Genomic DNA, 24602 nt, shown 5'->3' on the forward strand with positions numbered 1-24602 from the left:
GGGGTTCGCCGGGCCGGGTCGCGTACTGCGATCCCGCCCGGCGAACCCCTTCGTCATCGCCTGAGGGCGGTTACTCCTTGACGAGCTTCCAGGCGGTCGGGAGCAGGCCCATCGCCAGGGCCGCCTTGACGGCGTCGCCGATCAGGAACGGCGTGAGGCCGGCCGCGATCGCGGCGGAGGCGCTCATGTCGGCGGCGTAGGCCAGGTACGGGACGCCGACGAGGTAGATGATCGCCTCGCCCAGCAGCATCGTGCCCGCCATGCGCAGCACGGAGCGGTCGGCGCCCCGACGGGCCAGGGCGCCCACGGCGGCGGTCGCGAGGATCATGCCGAGGATGTAGCCGAAGGAGACGGAGACACCCGAGCTGCCGCCCGCGAACCACGGCACACCGGCGAGACCGGCCACCGCGTAGAGCGCGAGGGAGGAGACCCCGCGGCGGACGCCGAGGGTGGTGCCGACGAGCAGCGCGGCGAAGGTCTGGCCGGTCACCGGGACCGGGGAGCCGGGCACCGGGACCGCGATCTGGGCCGCGAGGCCGGTGAGCGCGGCACCGCCGAGCACGAGCGCGATGTCCCGGACACGGGAAGCGGGGAGGAGGTCGGCGAGGACCTTTCCGGGACGAGCGGGGGTGACGGCGGCGGTGCTCATGGGGACTCCGCGAGATCGGGACGGACGGGACACGGCGACGCTATCCCAGGGGGATCGAGGCGATCACCGTCCGCGGTCGACAAACGGTCGAACGGCAGGTTGGTGGGCTCCTGACAAAGGGGGAGGGTTACACGCGGTACGAGGTGACCCTGGTCACTGAGGTGGAGTGGTCCGGGATACGCGGGTGCCCCGGGCGGTCTCTGTAGGGTTTCGCCAATCGAACGGCGGCTGTCTCGCCCGTCGGTCGCCATCTGGGCAGGGCCGACCCCCTTTGCTAGCTTCGAGCCATGGTTGCCCAGGCCCAGGCCCTGAACTTCTCGTCGCGTCGCCATGTCGACCTGCGACGCGTGGGCGCGGCCGCCTGTCGCCCTCCGGTGTGAGGCGGGCGGAGCCGATCATCCGGCGCGCCGCGCTCCACAGACGGCGCAGTGTCGGACCGGCTCCCGACTTCCGAGGAAGTTCCCCATGCCCCGTACCGCGGCTCCTCCCGCCCCGCCCTCTCCCGTCACCCGGGTCGCCGACAGCGACCGGCGGCGTACCAGCGCCAGTGTGATCCTGCGTTCCGTGCTGGAGCACGGGCCGGTCGCACGCTCCACCATCGCCCGGCTCACCGGGCTGTCCCCCGCTTCCGTCACCGATCACTGTGCCCGGCTCACCGGGCTCGGGCTGCTCCGGGAGGCGGCGGCGCCCCGGCGCAGCAACGGGGTGGGCAGGCCGCACGTTCCCGTGGATCTGGACGACTCGCGGTTCGTGGTGGGCGGGGTCCATGTGGCGGTGCCCTACACGACCGTGTCGCTGCTGGATCTGCGCGGCCGGGTGGTGGCACGCCGGGAGTTGAAGCATCGGGGCCGCCTCGAACCGTCCGGGGTACTGGCGCGGGCCGCCGACGGACTCGGCGCACTGCTGGGGGAGGCTCCCGGCTGCCGGGCCCTCGGGGTGGGGGTCGCCGTGGGCGGCTGGGTGGACCGCGATTCGGGGACCGTCGTCGAGCATCCGCTGCTGGGGTGGCGGGACGTGCCGGTGCGGGAGGCGGTCGGCGCGCACACCGGGCTGCCGGTCCAGGTGGACGGGCACGCCCGCGCGCTGGTCAACGCGGAGCGGCTGTTCGGGCAGGCCCGCGGCAACCTGAGCGTGCTGCATCTGTTCGTCGGGAACGTGGTCGACGCGGCGTTCGCCACCAACGACGAGGTGCACCACGGGCCGCGTTCACAGGCCGGGGCCATCGCCCATCTGCCGTTGGCCGGCGGCACCGAGCCCTGCGCGTGCGGCCGGGTCGGCTGCCTCCAGGTGGAGCTGAGCGAGCGGACGTTGTGCCGGCGGGCCCGGCAGGCCGGGGTGATCGACGGGGTGAACCCGATGCACGTGGTCGCCGCGGCGGACGCCGGGAACCCGGTGGCCGTACGGCTGTTGCGGGAACGGGCGCGGATGGTGGGCCGGGCGGCCGGGCTGCTCCTGGACGTGCTCAATCCGGAGCGGGTCGTCGTCACCGAGGTGGGCGTGCTGTTCCGGGAGGACTGCCTCGCCGCGCTGCGCGACGAGGTCGGGGCGGGGCGCTCGGCAGCCGTCTCGCCGAGCAGCTTCCCCGACTCCGTGCTGGCCGTGGCGGGCGGGGCGGTGGCACTGGACGTGCTCTACCGGGATCCGCTGGCCTCGTCCTGGCCGCGTCCTGCGGGCGCCCCACCTGAGCCGAGTTAATTCAGAAACTCCGAATGTTGACAGGCCCCACACGTGGACAGGAACATCTTTCTCATGAGCTGTCGCACCTTCTGTTGCTGACGCCCCGGCGCGCCGGGAGCGCGTCCTTCTCCTGCCTTTAGCCGCAGGATTCGTTTCGGTCTTGTTGCAGATTCCTTGCGGATCTCCTGCTGGTCCCCTGCCGGTCGTCCCCCGAGGATCTCCCGCGGTTTTCTCGTGGATTCCTCTGGATTCCCGCAGGCCCTTGCAGCCTCTGCCACACCCGCTTTCCTCCGCCGGCTTCCGCCTGCCTTGTCTCCGTTTTCCCCTGGGGGTTCTCCCGTGCCTGTTTCCCGTACGCCCGGTGTCGACCGGCGTCTCTTCCTCGCCTCGCTGCTGGGCGCCGCCGCCGGTGTCGCCGGGCTCAGCGGCTGCGCCGAGAGCAGTGCCGCCACCGGTGGTGAGGGCGCCTCCACGGCCCCGCTCGCCGACAAGGTGCCCGCCGGCACGAGTCTGAAGATCGCCTCCTTCCAGGGCGCGCAGCAGTTGCAGCTGAAGCTGGCGAAGCTGCCCGAACTGCCCTTCACGGTGTCGAACTGGCTGAACATCGGGGCCGGTCCCGACGTCATCAACGCCTTCCGCGCGAAGTCCCTGGACGTCGCCAACAACGCGGGCATTCCGCCGATCCAGGCGCATTACCAGGGCTTCGACGCGAAAATCGTCGCGATCAACATCACCCGCAAGCCGAACTACGTCTTCGCCACCAAGCCGGGCAGCGACATCGAGACCGTCGACGACTTCCGCGGAAAGAAGCTGGCGTTCTCGCAGGGGCAGGCGCAGGGCGTCGTCCTGCTGCGGGCGCTGAAGAAGGCCGGCCTGAAGTACGACGAGGTGAAGCTGGTCCCGCTGACCAGCAACCAGTTCCTCACCGCGCTTCAGTCGGGCCAGGTGGACATCGCCCCGCTCGGCAACACCCAGTCGCCCGCCTACCTCAAGCAGTACGAGTCCAAGGGCGCCCGCATCATCACCACCGACGTCGTCGACCTGCTCAGCCTGCTGTGGGCGCCGGTGTCCGTGCTGAACGACAAGGCGAAGGCCGCCGCCGTCGCCGCGTACATCCCGCAGTGGGCGCAGGGCCTGGTGTGGAGCTACGAGAACCCGGACGTCTGGAACGAGGAGTTCTACGTCAAGACGCAGAACCTGACCCTCGACCAGGCCAAGTCGATCACCGCACTCGCCAACAAGCCGCTGTTCCCGCCGAGTTGGGACGAGGCCATCAAGTGGGAGCAGGAGACCGCGGACCTCCTCGCGGAGGGCGGCTTCGTGAAGAAGTTCGACGTCTCCTCGCTGTTCGACCACCGCTTCGAGGGCATCGCCGCCAAGTCCGTGGCAGCCGAGTACCGGAGTTGACCGCCATGACCACCAGCGCAAGCACGAACACGACCACCACCGGCAGTACCCCCACCGGCACAACCACCACCGGCACGACCTCGACCGGCGCGACCTCGACCACGGTCCCGGCCGCCGCCGTCGCCGCCGACGACGGGTCCCGGGTCCGTCGCAGGCAACGGCGCCGTGGCCTCGCACCCGGCAAACCGTGGCCCGCCTCCCGGCTCGTCGGCCCCCTGCTGCTCATCGTCCTGTGGGCCGCCGCCTCGGCCGCCGGACAGCTGGACACCGGGGCGATCCCCGCGCCCTGGACGGTGCTGCGGACCGGCGTCGACCTGTGGACCGACGGGACGCTGACCACCGACATCCTCACCTCGCTGGAGCGCGCCGCCTACGGCTTCGCGATCGGCCTGACCGCCGGGGTGACCCTCGCGCTGGCCTCGGGCCTCACCCGGTCCGGGGAGGCCCTGATCGACGGGACCGTGCAGCTCAACCGGGCGATCCCGACTCTCGGCCTGATCCCGCTGTTCATCCTCTGGCTGGGCATCGGCGAGACCTTCAAGATCGCGATCATCGCCATCGTCGTCTACATCCCGATCTACCTCAACACGCACTCCGCGCTGTCCGGCATCGACCACCGGTTCGTCGAACTCGCCGAGGTGCAGGGCCTGTCGAAGGTCCGGTTCATCCGGCAGATCGTGATCCCCGGCGCCCTGCCCGGATTCTTCGTGGGACTCCGGCTCGGGGTGACCGGCTCCTGGCTGGGACTGGTGGTCCTGGAGCAGATCAACGCCACCAGCGGCCTCGGTTACATGATGTTCCAGGCCCAGAACTACGGCCAGTCGGACGTCATCCTCGTCGGCCTCCTCATCTACGGCGTCTTCGGTCTCCTCTCCGACGCCGCGGTCCGTCTCATCGAACGGAGGGTGCTGTCGTGGCGCCGCACACTGAGCAGCTGACCCGCTCCGCCGCAGTTCAACTGCGCGGCCTGACACGGTCGTTCGAGACCCGCACGGTCCTCGACGGCATCGACCTGGACATCCCCGCCGGCCAGTTCGTGGCCCTTCTCGGGCACAGCGGGTCCGGCAAGAGCACCCTGCTGCGGGCGGTCGCCCACCTCGACCACGAGGTCGTCGGCAGCGGGCAGCTCACCGCCCCGGAGCGGGTGTCGGTGGTCTTCCAGGACTCCCGGCTGCTGCCCTGGCGGCGGGTGCTGGACAACGTCCTGCTGGGCCTCGACGGCAAGGAGGCGGAGCAGAAGGGCCGCGAGGCCCTCGCCGAGGTGGGGCTGAAGGGCCGCGAACGGGCCTGGCCGAACGAGCTGTCCGGCGGTGAGGCGCAGCGAGCCGCACTGGCCCGCTCGCTGGTCCGTGAACCCGAACTCCTCCTCGCGGACGAGCCGTTCGGGGCGCTGGACGCCCTCACCCGGATCAGGATGCACACCCTGCTGCGCGAGCTGTGGGAGCGCCACCGGCCCTCCGTGCTGCTCGTCACCCACGACGTGGACGAGGCGATCGTGCTCGCCGACCGGGTCCTCGTCCTCGACCACGGCCGTATCGGCCTCGACCTGACCATCGACCGCCCGCACCCGCGCTCGTACCGGGACCCGCTGCTCGGCGAGTACCGCGAACGGCTGCTCGCCGCCCTGGGCGTCACGGAGGACCACAAGTGACCACGCCGCACCCCGGACGACAGCTCCACCTGAACGCGTTCCTGATGAACACCGGCCACCACGAGGCGTCCTGGCGGCTCCCGGAGAGCGACCCGTACGCCCACGTGGAGCTGGACCACTACGTCCACCTGGCCCGGATCGCCGAGCGCGGGACCTTCGACTCCCTGTTCCTCGCCGACGGGCCGCAGCTGTGGGGCACCATCGCCCAGCGCCCGGCCGGTGCCCTGGAACCGCTCACCCTGCTGACCGCGCTGGCGACGGCCACCCGGCACATCGGCCTCATCGCCACCGCGTCGACCTCCTACAACTCCCCCTACAACCTGGCCCGCAAGTTCGCCTCGCTCGACATCATCAGCGGCGGCCGGGCGGGCTGGAACATCGTCACGACCGCCGGCGCCGAGGCCGCCCGCAACTTCGGACTGGACGCCGAGCCGGCGCACGCCGAGCGCTACGCCCGGGCCGGCGAGTTCCTGGACGTGGCCCTGAAGCTCTGGGACAGCTGGGAGGACGACGCGATCGTCGCCGACAAGGGGGCCGGCGTCTGGGGCGACGACACGAAGGTCCACCCGCCCCGGCACCGGGGCACGTACTTCAGTGTCGAGGGCGCCCTCAACGTCCCCCGTTCGCCGCAGGGTTACCCGCTGCTGGTGCAGGCCGGGTCGAGCGAGGACGGCAAGGCGTTCGCGGCCCGGTACGCGGAGGCGGTGTTCACCGCGCAGCAGACGCTCGCCGACGCGCAGGCCTTCTACGCCGATCTCAAGTCCCGTACCCGGCGGGCCGGCCGGGATCCCGAGCACATCAAGGTGCTGCCCGGCATCGTCCCGGTGATCGGCTCCACGGAGGCCGAGGCGCGCGCCAACGAGCAGGTCCTGGAGGACCACATCGTGCACACGCACGGGGTCCAGCGGCTGGAGCAGCTGCTCCAGCTGGAGCCGGGCGCCCTGGAGCTGGACGCGGAGCTGCCCGCCGATCTGCCGCCGGAGAGCGCGATCGAGGGCGCCAAGAGCCGCTACACCCTCGTGGTGGAGCTGGCCCGGCGTGAGCGCCTCACCGTGCGGCAGCTGATCGGGCGGCTCGGCGGCGGGCGCGGGCACCTCACCTTCGCGGGCACGCCCGAGCAGGTCGCCGACGCGATCGAGAGCTGGTTCACCCAGGGCGCCGCCGACGGTTTCAACATCATGCCCGCGGTGCTGCCCTCCGGCCTGGACGCCTTCGTCGACCACGTCGTGCCGATCCTGCGCGCCCGCGGCCTGTTGCGCAGCGAGTACGGGCCGCGCACGACCCTGCGCGAGAGGTACGGCCTCCCGCGCCCCGCCAACCAGTACGTGACCGCCCCCGCACCCGTCCTCGTCTGACCCCCGTCCGAAAGGAACCTCCCATGAGCATCGAGATCCACAAGGTCACCGCGCACATCGGCGCCCGGGTGTCCGGCGTCGACATCGCGAAGCCCCTCGACGAGGAGACGTCCACCGCCCTGCGCGAGGCGCTCAACGTCCACAAGGCCCTGGTCTTCGACGACGTGCACCTGGACGACGCGGGCCAGCAGGCCTTCGTCCGCCACTTCGGCGAGCTCACCACCGCCCACCCGACCGTGCCGGCCGTCGACGGCTCCCCGAACGTGCTGCCGGTCGACAGCGAACGCGGCCGCGCCGCCAACCACTGGCACACGGACGTCACCTTCGTCCTGAACCCGCCGCAGGCCAGCACCCTGCGCAGCCTGGTCCTCCCGCCGTACGGCGGCGAGACCCTGATCACCAGCTCGGCGGCGGCCTACCGGCAGCTTCCGGAGCCGCTCAGGCAGCTCGCCGACACCCTGTGGGCCGAGCACACCAACGACTACGACTACGCGGTGCCGGAGGAGACGGTCGACGAGGCGCAGGCCGCCGCGCGCGCCCAGTTCACCTCGATCAAGTACCGCACGGTCCACCCGGTGGTCCGCGTGCACCCGCTGACCGGGGAGCGCGGACTGTTCATCGGCGGGTTCGCGCAGCGCATCGTGGGCCTGTCGCCGGCCGAGTCCCGCAAGATCCTCGACCTGCTCCAGTCGTACGTCACCCGGCCGGAGAACATCCTGCGCCACCGCTGGTCGGAGAACCAGCTGGTCCTGTTCGACAACCGCATCACCCAGCACTACGCGGTCGACAACTACGACGGCCGGCCCCGCCGGCTGCACCGGGTGACGGTCGCGGGTGACATCCCGGTCGGCATCGACGGCAAGGAGAGCTACTCGATCGAGGGCGACGCGGCGCACTACAGCTCCGTAGCGGCCTAGCCACACCGCGTGTCCGGTCCGTCCGGATGCTGGGCAGCCCCTCCGCCGACGCGGAGGGGCTGCCCAGACTGTGGGCGTTTTTGCCCATCTCACGCATTGGACGAGCCGCGCCCATGCCCAGCAGCACCACCGTCACGACTCCACCGGAGCCGGACGCCACCCTGTCCCACGGCCTCAAGCAGCGCCATCTGTCGATGATCGCCCTCGGTGGCGTCATCGGCGCCGGTCTCTTCGTCGGCTCGGGCGCGGGGATCGCCGCCGCCGGTCCGTCGATCGTCCTCGCCTATGCCCTCTCCGGCCTGCTCGTGATGCTGGTGATGCGGATGCTGGGCGAGATGTCGGCCGCGTATCCCTCGTCGGGCTCGTTCTCCGCGCACGCCGAGCGGGCCTTCGGCCCCTGGGCGGGCTTCACGGTGGGGTGGGCCTTCTGGGTCCTGCTGTGCACGGCCGTCGGCCTGGAGGGCATCGGCGCCGCGAAGATCGTCACGGGCTGGCTGCCGGGCACGCCCGAGTGGGCCTGGGTGGCGCTGTTCATGCTCCTGTTCTGCGGGGCGAACCTGGCCGCCGTGAAGAACTTCGGCGAGTTCGAGTTCTGGTTCGCGGCCCTGAAGGTCGGCGCGATCACCCTGTTCCTGGTGCTGGGCGTGCTGGCCGTCGCCGGTGTCCTGCCGGGCACGAACTCGCCGGGGACCTCCCATCTGGGCGAGCTCTTCCCGCACGGCAGCGAGGGCCTGGTCGTCGGTCTGCTCGCGTCCGTCTTCGCGTACGGCGGACTGGAGACGGTCACCATCGCCGCCGCCGAGTCGGAGGACCCGGTCCGGGGCGTGGCGAGCGCGGTCCGTACGGCGATGTGGCGCATCGCGCTGTTCTACGTCGGTTCCATGGCGGTCATCGTCACGCTCGTCCCCTGGGACGCGAAGGGGGTCGTCGAGCAGGGCCCCTATGTCGCCGCTCTCGACCGGCTCGGCATCCCCGGGGCCGGCCAGGTCATGAACGTGGTGGTGCTGGCCGCGCTGCTGAGCGCCATGAACGCCAATGTCTACGGCTCCTCGCGCATCGCGTACTCGCTGGTGGAGCGGGGCCACGGCCCGAAGGCGCTGGGCCGGGTGTCGGGCGGCGCGCCCCGGGTCGCGGTGCTCGCGTCCTGTGTCTTCGGCTTCGGCTGCGTGCTGCTCAGCCACTGGCGGCCGGACGATGTGTTCCCCTGGCTGCTGAACATGATCGGCGCGGTGATCCTGGTCGTCTGGATCTTCATCGCGTGCTCCCAGCTGCGGCTGCGCGGCCGGTTGGAGCGGGAGGCGCCCGAGCGGCTGACCGTCCGGATGTGGGCGTTCCCGGTGCTCACCTGGGTCGCGCTGGCGGGGATGGCGGCGATCTTCGTCCTGATGGCGCGGGAGCCGGGCACCCGGGTGCAGCTGTACGGGTCGGGCGGGATGACGGCGTTCCTGGCGGCCGTCGGGTACGCCTGGCAGCGGAGGCGGCAGCTCGTGCGGGCGAAGGCCTGACCCGGCCGCCCCCCCTCAGCCCCCATCGGGTCAGCCCCCATCGGGCCGGTGGCCCATCGGCCCCCACGTGCACGACACGTGGGGGCCTTTGCGTTGCCGCCACGCCCTGCGCACTTGCCCGGAACCCCCTTCTTGTTGCTAGCCTGCACTTGCAAGTGACTTGCAATAAGAGGTTCGAGGGGACCCGCATGCCCGTCTACACGCTGCCCGAACTGCCCTACGACTACTCCGCACTCGCCCCCGTGATCAGCCCGGAGATCATCGAGCTGCACCACGACAAGCACCACGCGGCCTATGTGAAGGGCGCCAACGACACGCTGGAGCAGTTGGCGGAGGCGCGGGACAAAGAGCAGTGGGCGGCCCTGAACGGCCTGGAGAAGAACCTGGCCTTTCACCTCTCCGGGCACATCCTGCACAGCATCTACTGGGCCAACATGACCGGCGACGGCGGCGGCGAGCCCCTCGCGGCGGACGGCCTCGGCGACCTCGCGGACGCGATCACCGAGTCCTTCGGCTCGTTCGCCGGCTTCAAGGCCCAGCTGACCAAGGCGTCCGCGACGACGCAGGGTTCCGGCTGGGGCGTCCTCGCCCACGAGCCGCTCAGCGGCCGGCTGATCGTCGAGCAGGTCTACGACCACCAGGGCAACGTCGGCCAGGGCTCCGTGCCGATCCTCGTCTTCGACGCCTGGGAGCACGCCTTCTACCTGCAGTACAAGAACCAGAAGGTCGACTTCATCGAGGCCATGTGGGCCGTCGTGAACTGGCAGGACGTGGCCCGGCGCCTGGAGGCCGCGAAGTCCCGGGCGGACGTACTGCTGCTCGCCCCCTGAGGCAGCGCGAAGCGTCCTGCCTCGTGATCGTCTTCTCACCCTTCACGGCGGCAGGCGGAGTGAAGGAGCGGCCCCGCGAGGACATGACTCGCGGGGCCGCTCCCGTATGCCCTGGCCGGGGGCTTCCCAAGGACCGCGTCATGGGGCGACAGTGGCCCGCATGGGTCTTCCGAAGAGGCGTTGCCCCAACTGCGGGGACACCGAACAGCACTTCCGGCACCTGCGCGGCGCCGAGCGGGCCTTCGCCCTGACGCAGACGCAGGTGCTGGCGCACCGTGCGGATCTCGACAAGTACCGGCGCTGCACCCGCGAAGGCTGTGTGCGGGTGCAGTCCTACTTCAACTGGCGTTCCGGCTTCGATCTTCCGGAGGAGTTCCGGACGTTGCCGCAGCCGGCCACCTAGGGGAGATCCCGGCCGACTACCGGGTCGGCGAGGCCGGGAGTCTGCGCCGGACGCACCGTGGCTCAGGGCTTGCGGCCCACGCCGCCGTGCTGGCCGATCGGCAGCGGGGGCGTTCCGTCCGGGCGCCACATCGGGACGGACACCACGCCCGGCGGCACCATGTCGAGCCCCTCGAAGTAGCCCTCGATCTGCCCGACCGGGCGCAGGAAGTACGGGACGGCCCCGGTCTCGTTGTAGGCGTCCTGGGCCTGCTCGTAGACGGGGTCGGTGCCGCGGGAGCCGTCGTTGACGCAGAGGTGGCTGCCGGCGGGCAGGCCGCAGAGCAGGGCGCGGACGAGGTCACGGGCACGGTCGTAGTCCTCGACGTGACCGAGGATGCCGCTGAGGATCAGGGCGGTGGGGCGGGTCGGGTCGAGTGTCCGGCCCGCCGCTTCCAGGATGCGCGCGGGCTCGTAGAGGTCGAGGTCCTCGTAGGCGGTGACGCCCTCGGGTGTGGAGGTGAGCAGCGCGCGGGCGTGCGCGAGGACCAGGGGGTCGTTGTCGACGTAGACGATCCGCGACTCGGGGGCGAGGCGCTGGGCGACCTCGTGGGTGTTGTCGACGGTGGGCAGCCCGGTGCCGACGTCGAGGAACTGGCGGATGCCCGCCTCCTCGACCAGGTAACGGATGCTGCGGCCGAGGAAGGCCCGGCTGCTGCGGGCGATGGTGACGATGCCGGGGAAGACGGCGGTGTAGGCGTCGCCCGCCTCCTCGTCCACCGGGTAGTTGTCCTTGCCGCCCAGCCAGTAGTTCCAGATCCGGGCCGAGTGCGGCACCGAGGTGTCGATCTCCGTCATGGGTCCATGGTGCCCCGCGAGTGATGCTCGCGGGGCACCACCGCCGTCACAGGTTGCTGAAGTCCGGGCCCTTGGTGCGGGTGCGCTTGATCTCGTAGAAGCCGGGGACCGAGGCGACGGCGAGGGTGCCGTCCCAGAGGCGGGCGGCTTCCTCGCCCTTCGGCGCGGGGGTCACCACGGGACCGAAGAAGGCGATCTGCTCACCGTCGGGGCCGGGGACGGCGATGACGGGGGTGCCGACGTCCTGGCCGACCTTCTCGATGCCCTCCTTGTGGGAGGCGCGCAGCTGGGCGTCGAACTCGAAGGCGGACTGCTCGGCGTACTCGATCAGGGACGCGGGCAGACCGACGTCCTCGAGCGCGCCGGCGATGGCCTCCACGGTCGGGCCCTCGCCGTTGTTGTGGATGCGGGTGCCGAGCGCGGTGTAGAGGGGGCCGAGGACGTCGGCGCCGTGCAGCTGCCAGGCGGCGGTGACGACGCGGACCGGCTGCCAGGCCTTGACCGCGAGCATCTCGCGGTACTCCTCGGGGAGCTCGTCGAGCTTGTTCTCGTTGAGGACGGCGAGGCTCATGATGTGCCAGCGGACCTCGATGTCACGGACCTTCTCCACTTCCAGCACCCACCGGGAGGTCATCCAGGCCCACGGGCACAGCGGGTCGAACCAGAAGTCGACGGGGGTCTTCTCCGACATGTCTCTCCTTGAGCAATCCTCATGAGATAAGCCTTTTCCCCTGAACACCGGCGTCCGTGCCGCACATTCCCTGCTGCCCCGCGTCAGGGGCGCGTGGCAGGATCACTCCTGTCCGAAAGCCCATGTCCAAGCACTGAGGGAGTACCGCCGTGCCCGGTGAGAACCTGTCCCGCGACGAGGCCCGGGAGCGGGCCGCCCTGCTGTCCGTCGACGGGTACGACGTGTCCCTCGACATCCGGTCGGCGGTCGGCGACCGGACCGGGGACGAGCCCCGCACCTTCCGGTCGGTCACCACGATCCGCTTCCGCAGCAGCGAGCCCGGCGCGTCGAGTTTCGTCGACCTGATCGCGCCGAGTGTGACGTCCGTCTCCCTCAACGGCCGCGACCTCGACCCCGGCGAGGTCTTCGACGGCGCCCGGATCCTGCTGGAGGACCTGGCCGCGGAGAACGAGCTGATCGTCGACGCCCAGTGCGCCTACTCCCGCACCGGGGAGGGCCTGCACCGCTTCGTCGACCCGGAGGACGGCGAGGTCTACCTGTACACCCAGTACGAGCCGGCCGACGCCCGCCGGGTCTTCGCGGGCTTCGAACAGCCCGACCTCAAGGCCCCGTTCCGGTTCGAGGTACGGGCGCCCGAGGAGTGGGTGGTGTGGAGCAACGGCGCCGGCGAGCGCGTCGACGGGGTGTGGCGCTTCGCGGAGACGAAGCCGATCTCGACGTACATCACCTGTGTCGTGGCCGGCCCGTACCACTACGTGACGGACACGTACACGCGCGACCTGGGTGACGGTACGACGCTGGAGATCCCCCTCGGCGCGATGTGCCGCAAGGGTCTGGCGCCCCACTTCGACCCCGCGGACGTCTTCCTCGTCACCAAGCAGGGCCTGGACTTCTTCCACGACCACTTCGACTACCCGTACCCGTTCGGCAAGTACGACCAGGCGTTCGTGCCCGAGTACAACCTCGGCGCGATGGAGAACCCGGGACTGGTGACCTTCCGCGAGGAGTACATCTTCCGGGGCAAGGTGACGCAGGCGTCGTACGAGGCGCGGGCGAACGTCATCCTGCACGAGATGGCGCACATGTGGTTCGGCGACCTGGTCACCATGGTGTGGTGGGACGACCTGTGGCTGAAGGAGTCCTTCGCCGACTTCATGGGCACGTTCGCGAACGTCGGCGCGACCCGCTTCACCGACGCCTGGATCACCTTCGCCAACCGCCGCAAGGCGTGGGCCTACCGCGCGGACCAGCTCCCCTCCACCCACCCGATCACCGCCGACATCCGCGACCTCCAGGACGCGAAGCTGAACTTCGACGGCATCACGTACGCCAAGGGCGCCTCCGTCCTGAAGCAACTGGTGGCGTACGTCGGCCAGGACGCGTTCCTCGAGGGCGCGCGGCGCTACTTCAAGCGGCACGCGTACGGCAACACGCGTCTCGGGGATCTGCTGTCGGTGCTCGCCGAGACCAGCGGCCGGGACATGGGCGGCTGGGCGCGGTCCTGGCTCCAGACGGCGGGCGTGAACTCGCTGACCCCGCAGGTGCTGCTGGACCCGCAGGGCCGGATCGACGAGCTGGCGGTGGTCCAGGAGGCCGCCGAGGCGTACCCCGAACTGCGGCCGCACCGGGTGGCGATCGGCCTCTACCGCCGCGAGGACGGACATCTCGTGCGGTACGCGCGCGCCGAGACGGACGTCGACGGTCCGCGGACGGTCGTGACGGAGCTGGCGGGCGCCGCGGCCCCGGACCTGGTGCTGGTCAACGACGACGACCTGACGTACTGCAAGATCCGTTTCGACGAGACCTCGCTGGCCACGCTGCGCGAGCACCTGGGTTCGATGACCGACCCGCTGGCCCGCGCCCTGTGCTGGTCGGCCCTGTGGAACCTGACCCGGGACGCGCTGCTGCCCGCGTCCGACTTCGTGGACCTGGTGACGCGGTTCGGGCACCACGAGTCCGACATCGGCGTCCTGCAGATGCTTCACGCGTGGGCGGAGTCGGCGCTGGTCCACTACGCGCCGCGGTCCTGGCGGCGGACGGGCGAGGAGCTGCTGGCCGGCACCGCGTTGCGGAATCTGCGGGCGGCCGGGCCGGGCAGCGAGCACCAGCTGGCCTGGGCGCGCTTCTTCGCGACGGTGGCCTCCTCGGACGCCGACTTCGAGCTGCTCCGGGGCCTGCTGGACGGTACGGCGAAGATCGACGGCCTGGAGGTGGACCAGGAGCTGCGCTGGGTGTTCGTGGAGCCGCTGGTCGCGCACGGGTACGCCGACGAGAAGGCGCTGGCGGAGGAACTGGCCCGAGACGACACGGCGTCCGGCAAGCGGCATCAGGTCCGCTGTCTCGCGGCCCGCCCGTCGGCGGCGGTGAAGGCACAGGCGTGGGCACAGCTGGTGGAGTCGGACTCGCTGTCCAACGCGCTGGTGGAGGCGACGATCGCGGGATTCGCGCAGCCCTCGCAGCGGGAGCTGCTCGTGCCGTACGCGGAGAAGTACTTCGCGTCGATCGAGCGGATCTGGGCCGAGCGGTCGATCCAGATCGCGATGACCGTCGTCAAGGGTCTGTTCCCCTCGCTCCAGGACTCCCCCCGGACGCTGGAGGCGACGGACGCGTGGCTCGCGGCGCACGAGTCGGCGGCCCCGGCGCTGCGCCGGCTGGTGCTGGAGGCGCGCGACGACCTGGCGCGGTCGCTGCGGGCGCAGGCGGCCGGTGCGGAGGCCGGCACGGAGGCCGGAACCGACTGAGCGCTCCGGGCCCTGATCTTTGGCCATGAATTCCGCTGACGGTCACCGTTACGGAATTCAGGCAATCCGACCCGTAACCCCTGGCTCCCTCATTCGGGACCAGGGGTTTTCGGCGCCCCATCGGCATCCGAACACCCGTCCTTTAGGACGAGCTTGTCCGGATTTGTCGACGGGCGTGTAACAGCGGTTAAGAGACCGGCCGGACGCGGAATCCCCGTTGCATGAACCACCACAACACCCCGCTCCCCCAGGTTCCCTCGGCGTCCCCCCGCCCCGTCCGCCACCTCTCGGACGTACAGCGCCGCGTCACGACGGCGGGCCGGCTCCGCTCGCAGGGCGTCGCCGTGGCCGAGGCGAACGAGCAGTGCCGCCCCGGCGGCCCCTGGCAGCAGCTCCTCCCCGGCGTGTACCTGCTCCACCCGGGCCCGCCGACCAGCGAGGAGCGGCTGCACGCGGTGCTGATGTACGCGGGCCGCGACACGGCGACGCCACCGCCCGCGGTACCGGCCCAGCCGGGCGCCGGCGATCCGCACCGGCCGGTGTACAAGGAGGCGATGATCACCGGGCTGGCGGCCCTGAACCTGCACGGGATCTCGTCCGCTCCCCCGCTGCCGTCCCTGGAGCACATCGACGTCCTGGTCCCGCGTATGCGCCGGCTGCGCTCGACGGGCTGCGCCCACGTCGTCCGCACGGGCTCCCTGCCCACTCCGGAGCAGGCCACGGGAGTTCCGGTGGCGCCGGTGCCCCGCGCGCTCGCCGACGCGGTCGCCCGGCTGACGGACGCGGGAGTGGTGCAGCGGCTGCTGTCGGAGGCGGTACGCGGGGGTCACTGTGAACCTGCCGCGGTGGTACGGGAGTTGAACAACGCCAAGCTGCTGGGCCGCCCGCACGTGGTCGACGCGGTGGACTCACTGCTCGCGGAGGGACGCGCGTTCGCGGAGGACCGGCTGTACACGATGGTGTGCGACCACGGCCTTCCCGACCCGGTGTGGAACGTGGACCTGCGCCTGCCGGGCGGTCCCCACCTGGGCGGTCTGGACGCGTACTGGCCGGAGCAGGCGGTGGCGGTCGAACTGGACACCCGGGCGCCCCGACAGGACGAGGACGCCCTGTGGTCGGAGTACGCCCGCAAGCGAGAGCATCTGGAGCGGCTCGGCATCACGGTCGTGTACATCACGCCCAAGAAGCTGAGGGACGCGATGGAACAGCAGGCGGCGGTGGTCCGCACGGCGTTGATGGCGTCGGGCGACAGGGACCCGGCCGCGTATGTGGTGGTGCTGCCCCGGTAGGGACGGACCGGGGTGGGCCAGGAGGGGAGAGGAGGGGCCGTCGGGCGTGACCCGACGCCCCTCCTCATGCGTGATGCCGTCATGCCGTGATGCCGTCATGCCGTCATGCCGTCATGCCGTCATGCCGTCATGCCGTGATGCCGTCGCGCGGAGGGCCTCATGAGGAGGGAGCGTCGTGCCGTTCCGCCACGCGCAGCGGACAGCCGGTGCCGACGCGGTCGGCGAGTTCGGCACGGAGGGCGGCGAGTTCGGCCATGCGGGCGTCGACGATCTGGATCTTCTGCTCGAAGAGGGCGGAGAGGGCGTCCGCGGAGTCGGGGGCCTCGCGCAGTTCCTCGCCGTGCCGGGCGATCTCCGCGAGGGTGAACCCCAGGGTCTGCGCGGTACGGACGTAGGCCAGCCACTCCACCGTCTCCGGCGCGAAGTCGCGGTATCCGTTGGACAGTCGGCGGCCCTCGACGAGACCGACCCGCTCGTAGAAGCGGATGGTGTCCCGGGTGGTGCCGGTGCGGGCAGCCAGCTCTCCGATTCTCATGCGGGATTCTCCGTCAGGTAGCGGTCCGGTCCGACGCTTGACCTTGGAGCGTAGTCCAGTGTCTAGCGTCGGCCGCATGACCACTTCCGCACCTGTCCTCGGCCTCGACGGCCCTTCCTACCTCCGTGTCGTCCGCGCGAGCGCCTGGTACGACCTCGTCGTCACGGCCGGCTTCGCGACGCCGTGGACGTACACCCTGGTCCATGACGTGCTGTCGTCGTGGAGCCGGGCGTGGGATCTGGGCGCGTTCCCGCAGGCCGACCCGGTCCAGACGCTGTTCGCGAACCTGATGGGGTCGGTCGTGATCGTCTGGGCCGTTCTGCGCCTGGCCGGACCGCTGGCGGTGCACGGACTGCTCGACGGCGTCGCCCGCGTCCTGTTCACGGCGTGGATGGCGTACGCGGTGGGCCGGGGCGCCCCCGGGGTGCTGTGGCCGTTCCTCGGCGTGGAGGCGGCCTGGGGTGTGGCGCAGTTGGTGCCGTGGCTGCGGTCGATGCCGCGGCCACGGCAGGGAGGGCGCCCCGCTCCCGGCGCGACCCTCGGCCGCCCTCCGCAGAGGTGACGATCAGCGGCGGCCGCCCCTCCTCGGAAGCAGCTCGGTGCCGCGTTCCCTCGCGTCGCCCGGCGGCCGTGCCCCGTCGCAGCGGGCGGGCGCGGACAGCCCGCACGGGGTCCGGCTCACGCTCCGGGGCCGGGCGGCGGGGGCGCGGACAGCACCCGTCCGTCCACCGGACGTTCGCGCCACAGTTTCAGGGCGATGTCGACCAGTCGGACCCGGGTGAGGGCGGGGACCGCCTCCAGGTCGTGCCAGGCGGCCAGGTCGGTGGAGCCGTTCACCTCGTTGCGCAGTTCGCCTCCGACGACCCGGCCCTCGTAGACGACCCGCACGCCGTGGTGGTCGACGGAGCCGCGCAGTCCACCGCGGCGGAAGGTGCGGCGGGAGGAGTCGATGCCGAGCAGGCCGGTCACCTCGACGCGGTAGCCGGTCTCCTCGTCCAGTTCGCGCACGACGGTGTCGAGGGGGTCTTCGCCGTGCTCCATGCCACCGCCGGGCAGCACCCACTCGGGGGTTCCGTCGGCGGCCGGCGAGCGGGCGAGCAGGAGCTGTCCGTCACGGACACAGACGGCATAGGCCGCCACCCTCAACTTCTTGCGCATGGAGGGACGTTAGCCGGTCGGGTCCGGGTTCGCAGGGGAGTATTCCGGCGCGGACCAGCGCAGTGGGAGCGCGGCGGGGGTGTCGACCGCCTCCGCGACGGTGAAGAGGACCGTCCGCTCGCCGTCGGGGGCGAACCGGGTGCGGGCCTCGCCCGTGAGCTGGAGGGTGCGGCCCGTCGTCCAGTCGAGGAACAGCAGGCCGGCGCGGGGGTCCGTGGCGAGGTTGCCCAGGGTGAGGAACATGGAGTTGCCGGGGTGGTCGCGCCAGGCGAGGGTGCTCGGTGAGGTGACGTGCACGAAGCCGGGGTTGCCGCCGCGGTGGCTGAGTTCGGCCCCGGTGCCGTCGGGGTGGAGGGTGGCGAGGAAGAAGGTGTCGGCGACGGCGAGGAAGTCCCGCTGCTCCGCGGTCAGTTCGGCGCCGCGGCGCGGGCTGCCGGGCGTGCGCCCGACCGTCTCGTAGGCCTCCCTGCGCTGGATGTACTTGGGGCAGTTGGCGAACACCCGGTCGGTCTCGACGGCGAACCCGCGCGGGGTCGGCAGCAGCCGGCCGTTCAGCCGCACCCGGCGACGGGTGCGCGGATCGAGGACGATGGTGCCCACCGGGGTCCCGGGGGTGGCCAGTGCCGTCGCGAGGGGGTCGGCCGGCGAGGACCCGCCCGCACCGCCCGACGCGCGGGAGGTGCCGGTGGCGACCGAGATCCGGCGGGGTCCGGTGGCCCGGACGAAGCCGGGGGCGCCCGTCAGCGCCGACGCCCAGACCCGGCCGTCGACCGGGTCGGCGGCGCCCAGCACCAGCAGCGGCTGAAGCTCCAGGAAGGCGGCGACGACCGGTCTGACGCCGTCGCCGATCGCCCGGCCCAGGTGGTCGGCGAGGTCACGGACCCCGACGCGGTCCTGAACCGCGCGTGAGCCGGAGTGGTAGACGCCCATGAGTTGCTCGACCTCCTCGGCCCCGGCGGACCCCTCGGACAGTCCTCGGGCAGCCCACGAGAGGAATAACCTCTCATATTCAATTTAAAGGTTAGACTCGGTCATGTCAACCGGTCACATATCCTTGAGCGGTTAGCCCGGAAGGAGTCCCGATGTCCGCCACCACCCCTGCCACCGCCCCCSCCCCCGACCCCCGCCCCCTCACCGGCGAGCCCCTCGCGCTCGACCTGCTCAACACACGGTGGATGCGGGAGGGCGCCGTACAGGATCTGCTGCGGGACCCGGAAGGGCTCGCCGTCTGGCTCGCCGCGAACGGGCTGGACGGGCGGTTCGCGGCCGACGCGGCGACCCTGCGGCACACCCTCCGGGCGCGGGACGCGATCGAGGCCGCGGTGGACGGCCCGGCGGACACCGCCGGCGTCGACACCGTGCTCGGACACGGACGGATCCGGCCCACCCTGACCGCCGAAGGGCCGGGCGAGCGGGCCGAGTTCAGGGACGACGCCTGGGGGCCCGGCTGGCTGGCCGCCCGCAACTACCTGGAGTTGCTCTCCGCCGCCCCCGACCGCATCCGCCGCTGTGCGCACGAGGCCTGCGTGCTGCACTTCTTCGACACCTCGCGCAACGGCACCCGCCGCTGGTGTTCCATGGCGGCCTGCGGCAACCGCGCGAAGGCCTCCCGGCACTACGCCCGCGCCAAGGACGCCTGACCCCGCAGGCCCGGCCGCCGACCCGCGCGTCCTCCGACCCGTCCGGCCGCCGACCCGCGGGACCTCCTGCCCGCCCGGTCGCCGACCCGCCCGGCCGAAACCCGCACAACCGGCGGACAGCCCTCACACAGGGGGCTCGTAGAGGGTTTTCCCCATACATCCATATCGATTCGGTCAACTCTCCCCAAACAGCTGCCCCTTAGGTAAAGCTTTGCGGTCATCCGGGACCGCATTCCGGACGACCGTGATCAGGCAGGAACGGCCTGGTCACGTGGTGCTCGTTCCTTTACCTACAAGGGATGCCGATGACCCTCACCCCCCAGCGTGAACCGATATCGGGCGCAAGACGTGTGGCCCGGATAGCCGTGGCCGCAGGCCTGGTGGCCGCGCTGTCCGCGGCCGGTCCGATACCCATGGCCTTCTCGGCCGACTCCGGCCAGGCCCCGGCCACGGCCGACCCGGGCGCGAAGTCCGCCCACGACAAGCTCGGCTCCGACGACGCCGACCTCCTCGCCGAGGCCAAGGCCGCCGGCGACAAGAACGTCACGCTGATGGTCGCGACCGCCCCCGGCCAGACCGAGCAGGTCGCCGAGGAGCTGGACGCGGTCAAGGGCGGCTCCGTGGGCCAGTCCTACGACAAGGTCGGCTACGTCCGCGCCACCGTCCCGACGGGCAAGGCCGACTCGGCCATCGCCGCCGCGGCCAAGCTGTCCTCGGTGCACGCCATCGACCTGCGGCAGGACATCGTCCTCGACGACCCGACGCCGAGCGCGGACACCGCGAAGGGCGCCGGCGCCGCCGCGAAGACCAAGACGTACGCCGCACCGAACAAGAACACCCCCGCCGAGAACCCGTACAACCCGTCCTTCGAGACGGGCGCCGTCGACTTCGTGAAGAAGAACCCGAAGGCGGACGGCCGCGGAGTCACCATCGGCATCCTCGACTCCGGCGTGGACCTGGCGCACCCCGCGCTCCAGAAGACCACCACCGGCGAGCGCAAGATCGTCGACTGGGTGACGGCGACCGACCCGATCATCGACAGCGACGCCTCCTGGCGCGCCATGACGACCTCCGTGTCCGGGCCCAGCTTCACCTTCGGCGGCCGGACCTGGACGGCGAAGGCCGGCTCCTACCAGGTCAACCTGTTCCGGGAGTCCGCCACCGCGGGCGGTGACGCCAAGGGTGACGTCAACCGCGACGGCGACACCACCGACGTGTGGGGCGTCCTGTACGACGCGGCCGCCGGCACGGTCACCGTCGACGTGAACAACAACGGCGACTTCACCGACGACACCGCGATGAAGCCGTACAAGGACGGCTACCAGATCGGGTACTTCGGCACCGACAACCCGGCGACCGACGTCGCCGAGCGGCAGCCGTTCGTCGTGCAGATCCGCAAGGACGTGCCGATGGACCCGTACGGCGGCGACTGGGTCGGCAAGAAGGCCGACTTCGCCAACATCGGTCTCATCGCCAGCGAGCACGGCACGCACGTCGCCGGCATCACCGCCGCGAACGGACTGTTCGGCGGCAAGATGAACGGCGCCGCGCCCGGCGCGAAGATCGTCTCCTCCCGCGCCTGCGTCTTCGGCCCGGGCTGCACCAACGTCGCCCTCACCGAGGGCATGATCGACCTGGTCGCCAACCGCGGCGTCGACATCGTCAACATGTCGATCGGCGGTCTGCCGGGCCTGAACGACGGCAACAACGCGCGCGCCGAGCTGTACACGCGCCTCATCGACACCTACGGCGTCCAGCTGGTCATCTCGGCCGGCAACGAGGGCCCCGGCGCCAACACCATCGGCGACCCCGGTCTGGCCGACAAGGTGATCTCGGTCGGCGCGGCCATCTCCAAGCAGACCTGGGCCGCCAACTACGGCTCGCAGGTGACGAAGAAGTACGCGCTGCTGCCCTTCTCCTCGCGCGGCCCGCGTGAGGACGGCGGCTTCACGCCGACGCTCGTCGCCCCGGGCGCCGCGATCAACACCACGCAGACCTGGCTCGAGGGTTCCCCGGTCGCCGAGGCGGGCTACCCGCTGCCGGCCGGCTACTCCATGCTCCAGGGCACCTCGATGGCCTCCCCGCAGGCCGCGGGCGCCTCGGCGCTGCTGATCTCGGCCGCCAAGCAGCAGAAGGTCGCGCTCACCCCGGCGATCCTGCGCACGGCACTGACCTCCACCGCCGACCACATCAAGGGTCTTCAGGCGTACGAGGAGGGCGCGGGCGCCATCAACATCGTGGACGCCTGGAAGTCCATCAGGAAGGGCGCCACCGCCCACGACTACGCCGTCAAGGCGCCGGTCGACACCGCGCTCGACTTCGCGCTGAAGACGCCGGGCTTCGGCACCGGCATCTACGACCGCGAGGGCGGCCTCAAGGCCGGCCAGAAGAAGACGTACGACGTCACCATCACCCGTACGTCCGGCGCCGACAAGGCGATCCGGCACGAGCTGCACATCGCGAACAACGCGGGCGGCACCTTCCGGATCCTCGGCTCCGACGAGGTGAAGCTGCCGCTGAACAAGCCGGTCACCGTCAAGATCCAGGCCCAGCCGAAGGCCGCGGGCATCGCCAGCGCGATCCTCGAGGTCGACGACCCGAAGACCGAGGGCCTCGACAAGCAGATCCTCAACACGGTCGTCGTCTCGACGCCGGTGAAGTACGCGTTCCACGCGTCGAACTCCGTGCAGCGCAACAGCTCGCAGTCGTACTTCCTGACCGTGCCCGAGGGCGCCAAGGCGTTCGAGGTCGCGATCGGCGGGCTGAAGGACAAGAGCCAGACCCGGTTCATCTCGATCCACCCGTACGGTGTCGCGGTCGAGGACAGCTCCACGATCTACTGCTACAACAACTACCTCGACGGCAACGGCTGCAAGCCCGACGCCCGTTCGTACCAGAACCCGCAGCCCGGGGTCTGGGAGATCGAGGTCGAGTCGCGCCGTACCTCGCCGCTGCTCGACAACCCGTACAAGCTGGACGCCACCGTCTACGGCGCGTCCTTCGACCCGGCGACCGTGACCGTGCCCGAGGCGAAGGTCGGCACCCCGGCCCCCGTCTCCTGGAAGGTCACGAACAACTTCGCCGCCATCGACGGCAAGCTGGCCGGCGGTCCGCTCGGCTCGTCCAAGGCGACCCGTCCGACCATCGCGAACGGCGCGACCGAGACCACCACGGTCGAGGTCCCGGCCGGCGCCAAGTCGCTGGACGTCTCCATCGGCAACGTCTCCGACGCCTCCGCCGACCTGGACCTCACGGTCTTCGACGCGGCCGGCAACCAGGTCGCCCAGCAGGCCGACGGTGACTCGGAGGAGGCGGTCTCCATCCCGTCGCCCGCCGCCGGCACGTACACCATCGAGGTCGCGGGCTACTCGGTCCCGGCCGGCACGACGGCGTACGACTACCTGGACGTGTTCTTCTCGTCCTCGCTCGGCACCGTCACCGTCGACGAGTCGACGCCGGTGAAGCTCGGCACGGGTGCCTCGGCGTCGGTCTCCGCGACCGTCACGGCCGCGGCCGCCGCGCCCGAGGGCCGGGCCTTCTTCGGCCAGGTCCAGCTGGTGAACGCGCGGGGCACCGTCGCGGGCATCGGCAACGTGGCCATCGAGAAGGTCACTCCGTAACCGGTACACCGGTATCGGTCGAACGGTCGACCGACAGGGGTCGAACAGGGGCGGGCGTCCACCGGGGCGCCCGCCCTTCGCCGTGTCCCGGCGCGCCCCGCCTATTCGCAGGTGACGCCCTCCGTCTCGGGCAGGGCCCGGGCGAGCGCCTCCCGTTCGGGGGCGATGTCGGGCTCGCCGACCGCCCAGACGTCGGGGGTGGCGGACCCCTTCGACAGAGCGACGAGGACGTGGTCTCCCTCGCGCAGCAGCGGGTCCATGTCCGCCTCCATCACGAAGTCGACCTCGGGCGCCGTCCCGGCCGGCCGGTAGGCGTGGGTGACGTGCAGCGTGACCCGTTCCCGGGCGGCGCCCGCCACCCGGGCGACGGCTGTCACGTCCCCCTCGACGACGAGCCGGGCGCAGGCCAGATAGCCGGGGTCGCCGAGGAGGCTCCCGCCGTCGCCCGCCGACGCGTCGGCCTTCTCGTCCGACCCGGCCGCGCTGTCGGCGCTCTTGTCCGACTCGACGTTGGCCACCCCCTGGCCGATCTGGACGACCACCCATCCGCCCCCGAGCACCAGCGCTCCTGCGGCGGCCACGCCGGCGAGCCGCAGGGCGAGGGGGCGCGCCCGGCGCGGTGGGTGCAGCCGCCGTACCGGGACGGGCGCCGGAACCCGCTCCGGCTCGCGCACCGGCTCCGACAGGACGTCGGCGAGGACGCCGAGCTGCTCGCGCAGGAGCGCCACGTCGGCGGTCGCCGAGCGGTGGGCGGCCAGGTAGGCGGGGTCGGCGCGGGCTTCCTCGGAGAGGCCGGCGAGGGGCACGTCGAGGACGGCGGCCATCAACGCGTCCATACCGTCGTCGCCCTCCTGTCCGTCGTACTGGTCGTGGTTCTCGTTCCGGCCCTCGCGCCGGTCGTCGTACTCGCCCTCGCGCCGGTCGTGGTCCTCGTACCGGTTCTCGTCGCGGGTGTCGTCGCGGCTGTCGTCGCGGGTGTCGTCGTGCGGTTCGCGGCCGCGTCCGGGCCCTTCGGGTCGTCCGGGTCGCTGTTCGGGTTGCTCGGGTCGTTTGAATTGTTCGGGATGTTCGGGTTTGTCCGGCTGTCCGGGCAGGGCGGTCACGTCACACCACCTCGTCTTCGTGCAGGCGGGCGCGCAGGGCCCGGACCGCCGTGTGCAGGCGGCTCTTGACCGTGCCCTCCGGGACGCCCAGTTCCACGGCTATGGAACGCACCGGCAGGTCGGCGTAGAAACGCAGGACGACGACCTGGCGCTGGGCGTCGGGCAGGTCGTCCAGCCCCTGCGCGACGGCGAGGGAGAGCACGCTGGTGTCCTCGCCGGACGGGTGTTCGTGCTGGCGCAGCGAGGCCAGCCGCTCCCCCAGTCGCTCCTGGCGGCGCTTGGCGCGGTGCCAGTCCATGGCGAGGTTGGAGGCGACGACGGCCGCCCACGCGGAGACGTCGCGCGGCGTCTCGTACCCCTTCGCCGCGCGCTCCAGGAGCCGCAGGCGGACCTGCTGCACCCCGTCCGGCAGGTCCGCCTGCGGCACCCCGCCCAGCGCGAGCACCGCCCGCACCCGGCGTTCCTGCGCCGCGTCCAGCGGATCGTCGCCCTGTCCGGCCCCGTCCCCCTGGGCGCGCCGGGCCTTTCTGCGCAGCACAGCCACCCCTCTCTACCGCGTTTCCTCTACGACGCCGTGGCGCGCGAAAACGTTCGA

Annotated in this window: 22 protein-coding genes; 14 read left to right on the plus strand and 8 right to left on the minus strand. The window is 71.5% G+C overall.

Annotated elements, in window-relative coordinates; genetic code table 11:
* Positions 1-70: 70 nt before the first annotated feature.
* Positions 71-649, minus strand: coding sequence for a biotin transporter BioY (locus tag ASD48_RS05040; RefSeq protein ID WP_057600095.1), 579 nt, complete (start codon positions 647-649; stop codon positions 71-73).
* A gap of 465 nt (positions 650-1114) precedes the next feature.
* On the opposite strand from ASD48_RS05040, the gene ASD48_RS05045 reads away from it, so the two are divergent.
* The 9 genes from ASD48_RS05045 to ASD48_RS05085 all read left to right on the plus strand — a co-directional run bounded on the left by ASD48_RS05045 (position 1115) and on the right by ASD48_RS05085 (position 10394).
* Entirely contained in the window at positions 1115-2344 is a 1230-nt protein-coding gene (locus ASD48_RS05045; RefSeq protein WP_057600096.1) for an ROK family protein, read from the plus strand.
* A 321-nt stretch (positions 2345-2665) separates the two neighbouring features.
* Positions 2666-3733 (plus strand): ABC transporter substrate-binding protein, encoded by a 1068-nt coding sequence (locus ASD48_RS05050; RefSeq protein WP_057600097.1) that lies wholly within the window; start codon positions 2666-2668, stop codon positions 3731-3733.
* A 5-nt stretch (positions 3734-3738) separates the two neighbouring features.
* Positions 3739-4671 (plus strand): ABC transporter permease, encoded by a 933-nt coding sequence (locus ASD48_RS05055; protein ID WP_057600098.1) that lies wholly within the window; start codon positions 3739-3741, stop codon positions 4669-4671.
* Positions 4647-5384, plus strand: coding sequence for an ABC transporter ATP-binding protein (locus tag ASD48_RS05060; protein WP_057600099.1), 738 nt, complete (start codon positions 4647-4649; stop codon positions 5382-5384). The genes ASD48_RS05055 and ASD48_RS05060 overlap by 25 nt, the downstream gene beginning before the upstream one ends.
* Positions 5381-6739 carry an LLM class flavin-dependent oxidoreductase gene (locus ASD48_RS05065; RefSeq protein ID WP_282438175.1) on the plus strand — a complete coding sequence of 453 codons (1359 nt, stop codon included), beginning with the start codon at positions 5381-5383 and terminating at the stop codon, positions 6737-6739. The genes ASD48_RS05060 and ASD48_RS05065 overlap by 4 nt, the downstream gene beginning before the upstream one ends.
* A 23-nt stretch (positions 6740-6762) precedes the next feature.
* Positions 6763-7656: a TauD/TfdA family dioxygenase gene (locus ASD48_RS05070; protein ID WP_057600100.1), complete on the plus strand. Its 894-nt coding sequence runs from the start codon at positions 6763-6765 to the stop codon at positions 7654-7656.
* 113 nt (positions 7657-7769) lie between these two features.
* On the plus strand, positions 7770-9161 hold the full coding sequence (locus ASD48_RS05075; RefSeq protein WP_057600101.1) for an amino acid permease: 1392 nt from the start codon (positions 7770-7772) through the stop codon (positions 9159-9161).
* A gap of 188 nt (positions 9162-9349) precedes the next feature.
* On the plus strand, positions 9350-9991 hold the full coding sequence (locus ASD48_RS05080; protein WP_057600102.1) for a superoxide dismutase: 642 nt from the start codon (positions 9350-9352) through the stop codon (positions 9989-9991).
* A gap of 160 nt (positions 9992-10151) precedes the next feature.
* A complete protein-coding gene (locus ASD48_RS05085) occupies positions 10152-10394 on the plus strand; it encodes a hypothetical protein (RefSeq protein ID WP_057600103.1) in 243 nt (80 codons plus the stop codon).
* Between the two features lie 62 nt (positions 10395-10456).
* Here ASD48_RS05085 and ASD48_RS05090 read toward each other — a convergent pair whose 3' ends face one another.
* Both ASD48_RS05090 and ASD48_RS05095 read right to left on the minus strand, forming a co-directional pair.
* A complete protein-coding gene (locus ASD48_RS05090) occupies positions 10457-11230 on the minus strand; it encodes an SAM-dependent methyltransferase (protein ID WP_057600104.1) in 774 nt (257 codons plus the stop codon).
* A 46-nt stretch (positions 11231-11276) separates the two neighbouring features.
* Positions 11277-11921, minus strand: a complete 645-nt coding sequence (locus ASD48_RS05095; RefSeq protein ID WP_057600106.1) for a DsbA family protein — start codon at positions 11919-11921, stop codon at positions 11277-11279.
* Positions 11922-12070: 149 nt separating this feature from the next.
* Between ASD48_RS05095 and pepN the strand changes: the two genes are divergently transcribed.
* Complete coding sequence (gene pepN, locus ASD48_RS05100; RefSeq protein WP_057600108.1) at positions 12071-14662, plus strand: aminopeptidase N; 2592 nt, start codon at positions 12071-12073, stop codon at positions 14660-14662.
* 221 nt (positions 14663-14883) lie between these two features.
* Positions 14884-15951, plus strand: coding sequence for a hypothetical protein (locus ASD48_RS05105; protein WP_057600110.1), 1068 nt, complete (start codon positions 14884-14886; stop codon positions 15949-15951).
* A 157-nt stretch (positions 15952-16108) separates the two neighbouring features.
* Here ASD48_RS05105 and ASD48_RS05110 read toward each other — a convergent pair whose 3' ends face one another.
* Positions 16109-16486 carry a MerR family transcriptional regulator gene (locus ASD48_RS05110; protein ID WP_057600112.1) on the minus strand — a complete coding sequence of 126 codons (378 nt, stop codon included), beginning with the start codon at positions 16484-16486 and terminating at the stop codon, positions 16109-16111.
* A gap of 76 nt (positions 16487-16562) precedes the next feature.
* Between ASD48_RS05110 and ASD48_RS05115 the strand changes: the two genes are divergently transcribed.
* Positions 16563-17048: a hypothetical protein gene (locus ASD48_RS05115; protein WP_057600114.1), complete on the plus strand. Its 486-nt coding sequence runs from the start codon at positions 16563-16565 to the stop codon at positions 17046-17048.
* Positions 17049-17164: 116 nt separating this feature from the next.
* Here ASD48_RS05115 and ASD48_RS05120 read toward each other — a convergent pair whose 3' ends face one another.
* Both ASD48_RS05120 and ASD48_RS05125 read right to left on the minus strand, forming a co-directional pair.
* Positions 17165-17644: an NUDIX hydrolase gene (locus ASD48_RS05120; protein ID WP_199875645.1), complete on the minus strand. Its 480-nt coding sequence runs from the start codon at positions 17642-17644 to the stop codon at positions 17165-17167.
* 9 nt (positions 17645-17653) lie between these two features.
* Positions 17654-18574, minus strand: coding sequence for a pyridoxamine 5'-phosphate oxidase family protein (locus ASD48_RS05125; protein ID WP_057600116.1), 921 nt, complete (start codon positions 18572-18574; stop codon positions 17654-17656).
* Between the two features lie 152 nt (positions 18575-18726).
* Between ASD48_RS05125 and ASD48_RS05130 the strand changes: the two genes are divergently transcribed.
* The gene (locus ASD48_RS05130) at positions 18727-19284 is read left to right on the plus strand and encodes a CGNR zinc finger domain-containing protein (protein ID WP_057600118.1); all 558 of its coding nucleotides are present in this window, start codon (positions 18727-18729) and stop codon (positions 19282-19284) included.
* 305 nt (positions 19285-19589) lie between these two features.
* Positions 19590-22904, plus strand: coding sequence for a S8 family serine peptidase (locus tag ASD48_RS05135; protein ID WP_057600120.1), 3315 nt, complete (start codon positions 19590-19592; stop codon positions 22902-22904).
* 101 nt (positions 22905-23005) lie between these two features.
* On the opposite strand, the gene ASD48_RS05140 is transcribed toward ASD48_RS05135, so the two are convergent.
* Both ASD48_RS05140 and ASD48_RS05145 read right to left on the minus strand, forming a co-directional pair.
* On the minus strand, positions 23006-24007 hold the full coding sequence (locus tag ASD48_RS05140) for a hypothetical protein (RefSeq protein ID WP_057600122.1): 1002 nt from the start codon (positions 24005-24007) through the stop codon (positions 23006-23008).
* A 1-nt stretch (position 24008) separates the two neighbouring features.
* Positions 24009-24551 (minus strand): sigma-70 family RNA polymerase sigma factor, encoded by a 543-nt coding sequence (locus tag ASD48_RS05145; protein WP_199875647.1) that lies wholly within the window; start codon positions 24549-24551, stop codon positions 24009-24011.
* Positions 24552-24602: the final 51 nt, after the last annotated feature.

The organism is Streptomyces sp. Root1310 (assembly GCF_001426425.1).
Taxonomy (GTDB): domain Bacteria; phylum Actinomycetota; class Actinomycetes; order Streptomycetales; family Streptomycetaceae; genus Streptomyces.

Bases quoted from the DNA above. Each gene is read 5' to 3' on its own strand.
- ASD48_RS05115 (WP_057600114.1), top strand. From the start codon at position 16,563: ATGACCACTTCCGCACCTGTCCTCGGCCTCGACGGCCCTTCCTACCTC.
- ASD48_RS05075 (WP_057600101.1), top strand. From the start codon at position 7,770: ATGCCCAGCAGCACCACCGTCACGACTCCACCGGAGCCGGACGCCACC.
- ASD48_RS05090 (WP_057600104.1), bottom strand. From the start codon at position 11,230: ATGACGGAGATCGACACCTCGGTGCCGCACTCGGCCCGGATCTGGAAC.
- ASD48_RS05080 (WP_057600102.1), top strand. From the start codon at position 9,350: ATGCCCGTCTACACGCTGCCCGAACTGCCCTACGACTACTCCGCACTC.
- ASD48_RS05125 (WP_057600116.1), bottom strand. From the start codon at position 18,574: ATGGGCGTCTACCACTCCGGCTCACGCGCGGTTCAGGACCGCGTCGGG.
- ASD48_RS05110 (WP_057600112.1), bottom strand. From the start codon at position 16,486: ATGAGAATCGGAGAGCTGGCTGCCCGCACCGGCACCACCCGGGACACC.
- ASD48_RS05055 (WP_057600098.1), top strand. From the start codon at position 3,739: ATGACCACCAGCGCAAGCACGAACACGACCACCACCGGCAGTACCCCC.
- ASD48_RS05095 (WP_057600106.1), bottom strand. From the start codon at position 11,921: ATGTCGGAGAAGACCCCCGTCGACTTCTGGTTCGACCCGCTGTGCCCG.
- ASD48_RS05120 (WP_199875645.1), bottom strand. From the start codon at position 17,644: ATGCGCAAGAAGTTGAGGGTGGCGGCCTATGCCGTCTGTGTCCGTGAC.
- ASD48_RS05045 (WP_057600096.1), top strand. From the start codon at position 1,115: ATGCCCCGTACCGCGGCTCCTCCCGCCCCGCCCTCTCCCGTCACCCGG.
- ASD48_RS05135 (WP_057600120.1), top strand. From the start codon at position 19,590: ATGACCCTCACCCCCCAGCGTGAACCGATATCGGGCGCAAGACGTGTG.
- ASD48_RS05040 (WP_057600095.1), bottom strand. From the start codon at position 649: ATGAGCACCGCCGCCGTCACCCCCGCTCGTCCCGGAAAGGTCCTCGCC.
- ASD48_RS05105 (WP_057600110.1), top strand. From the start codon at position 14,884: ATGAACCACCACAACACCCCGCTCCCCCAGGTTCCCTCGGCGTCCCCC.
- ASD48_RS05085 (WP_057600103.1), top strand. From the start codon at position 10,152: ATGGGTCTTCCGAAGAGGCGTTGCCCCAACTGCGGGGACACCGAACAG.
- ASD48_RS05070 (WP_057600100.1), top strand. From the start codon at position 6,763: ATGAGCATCGAGATCCACAAGGTCACCGCGCACATCGGCGCCCGGGTG.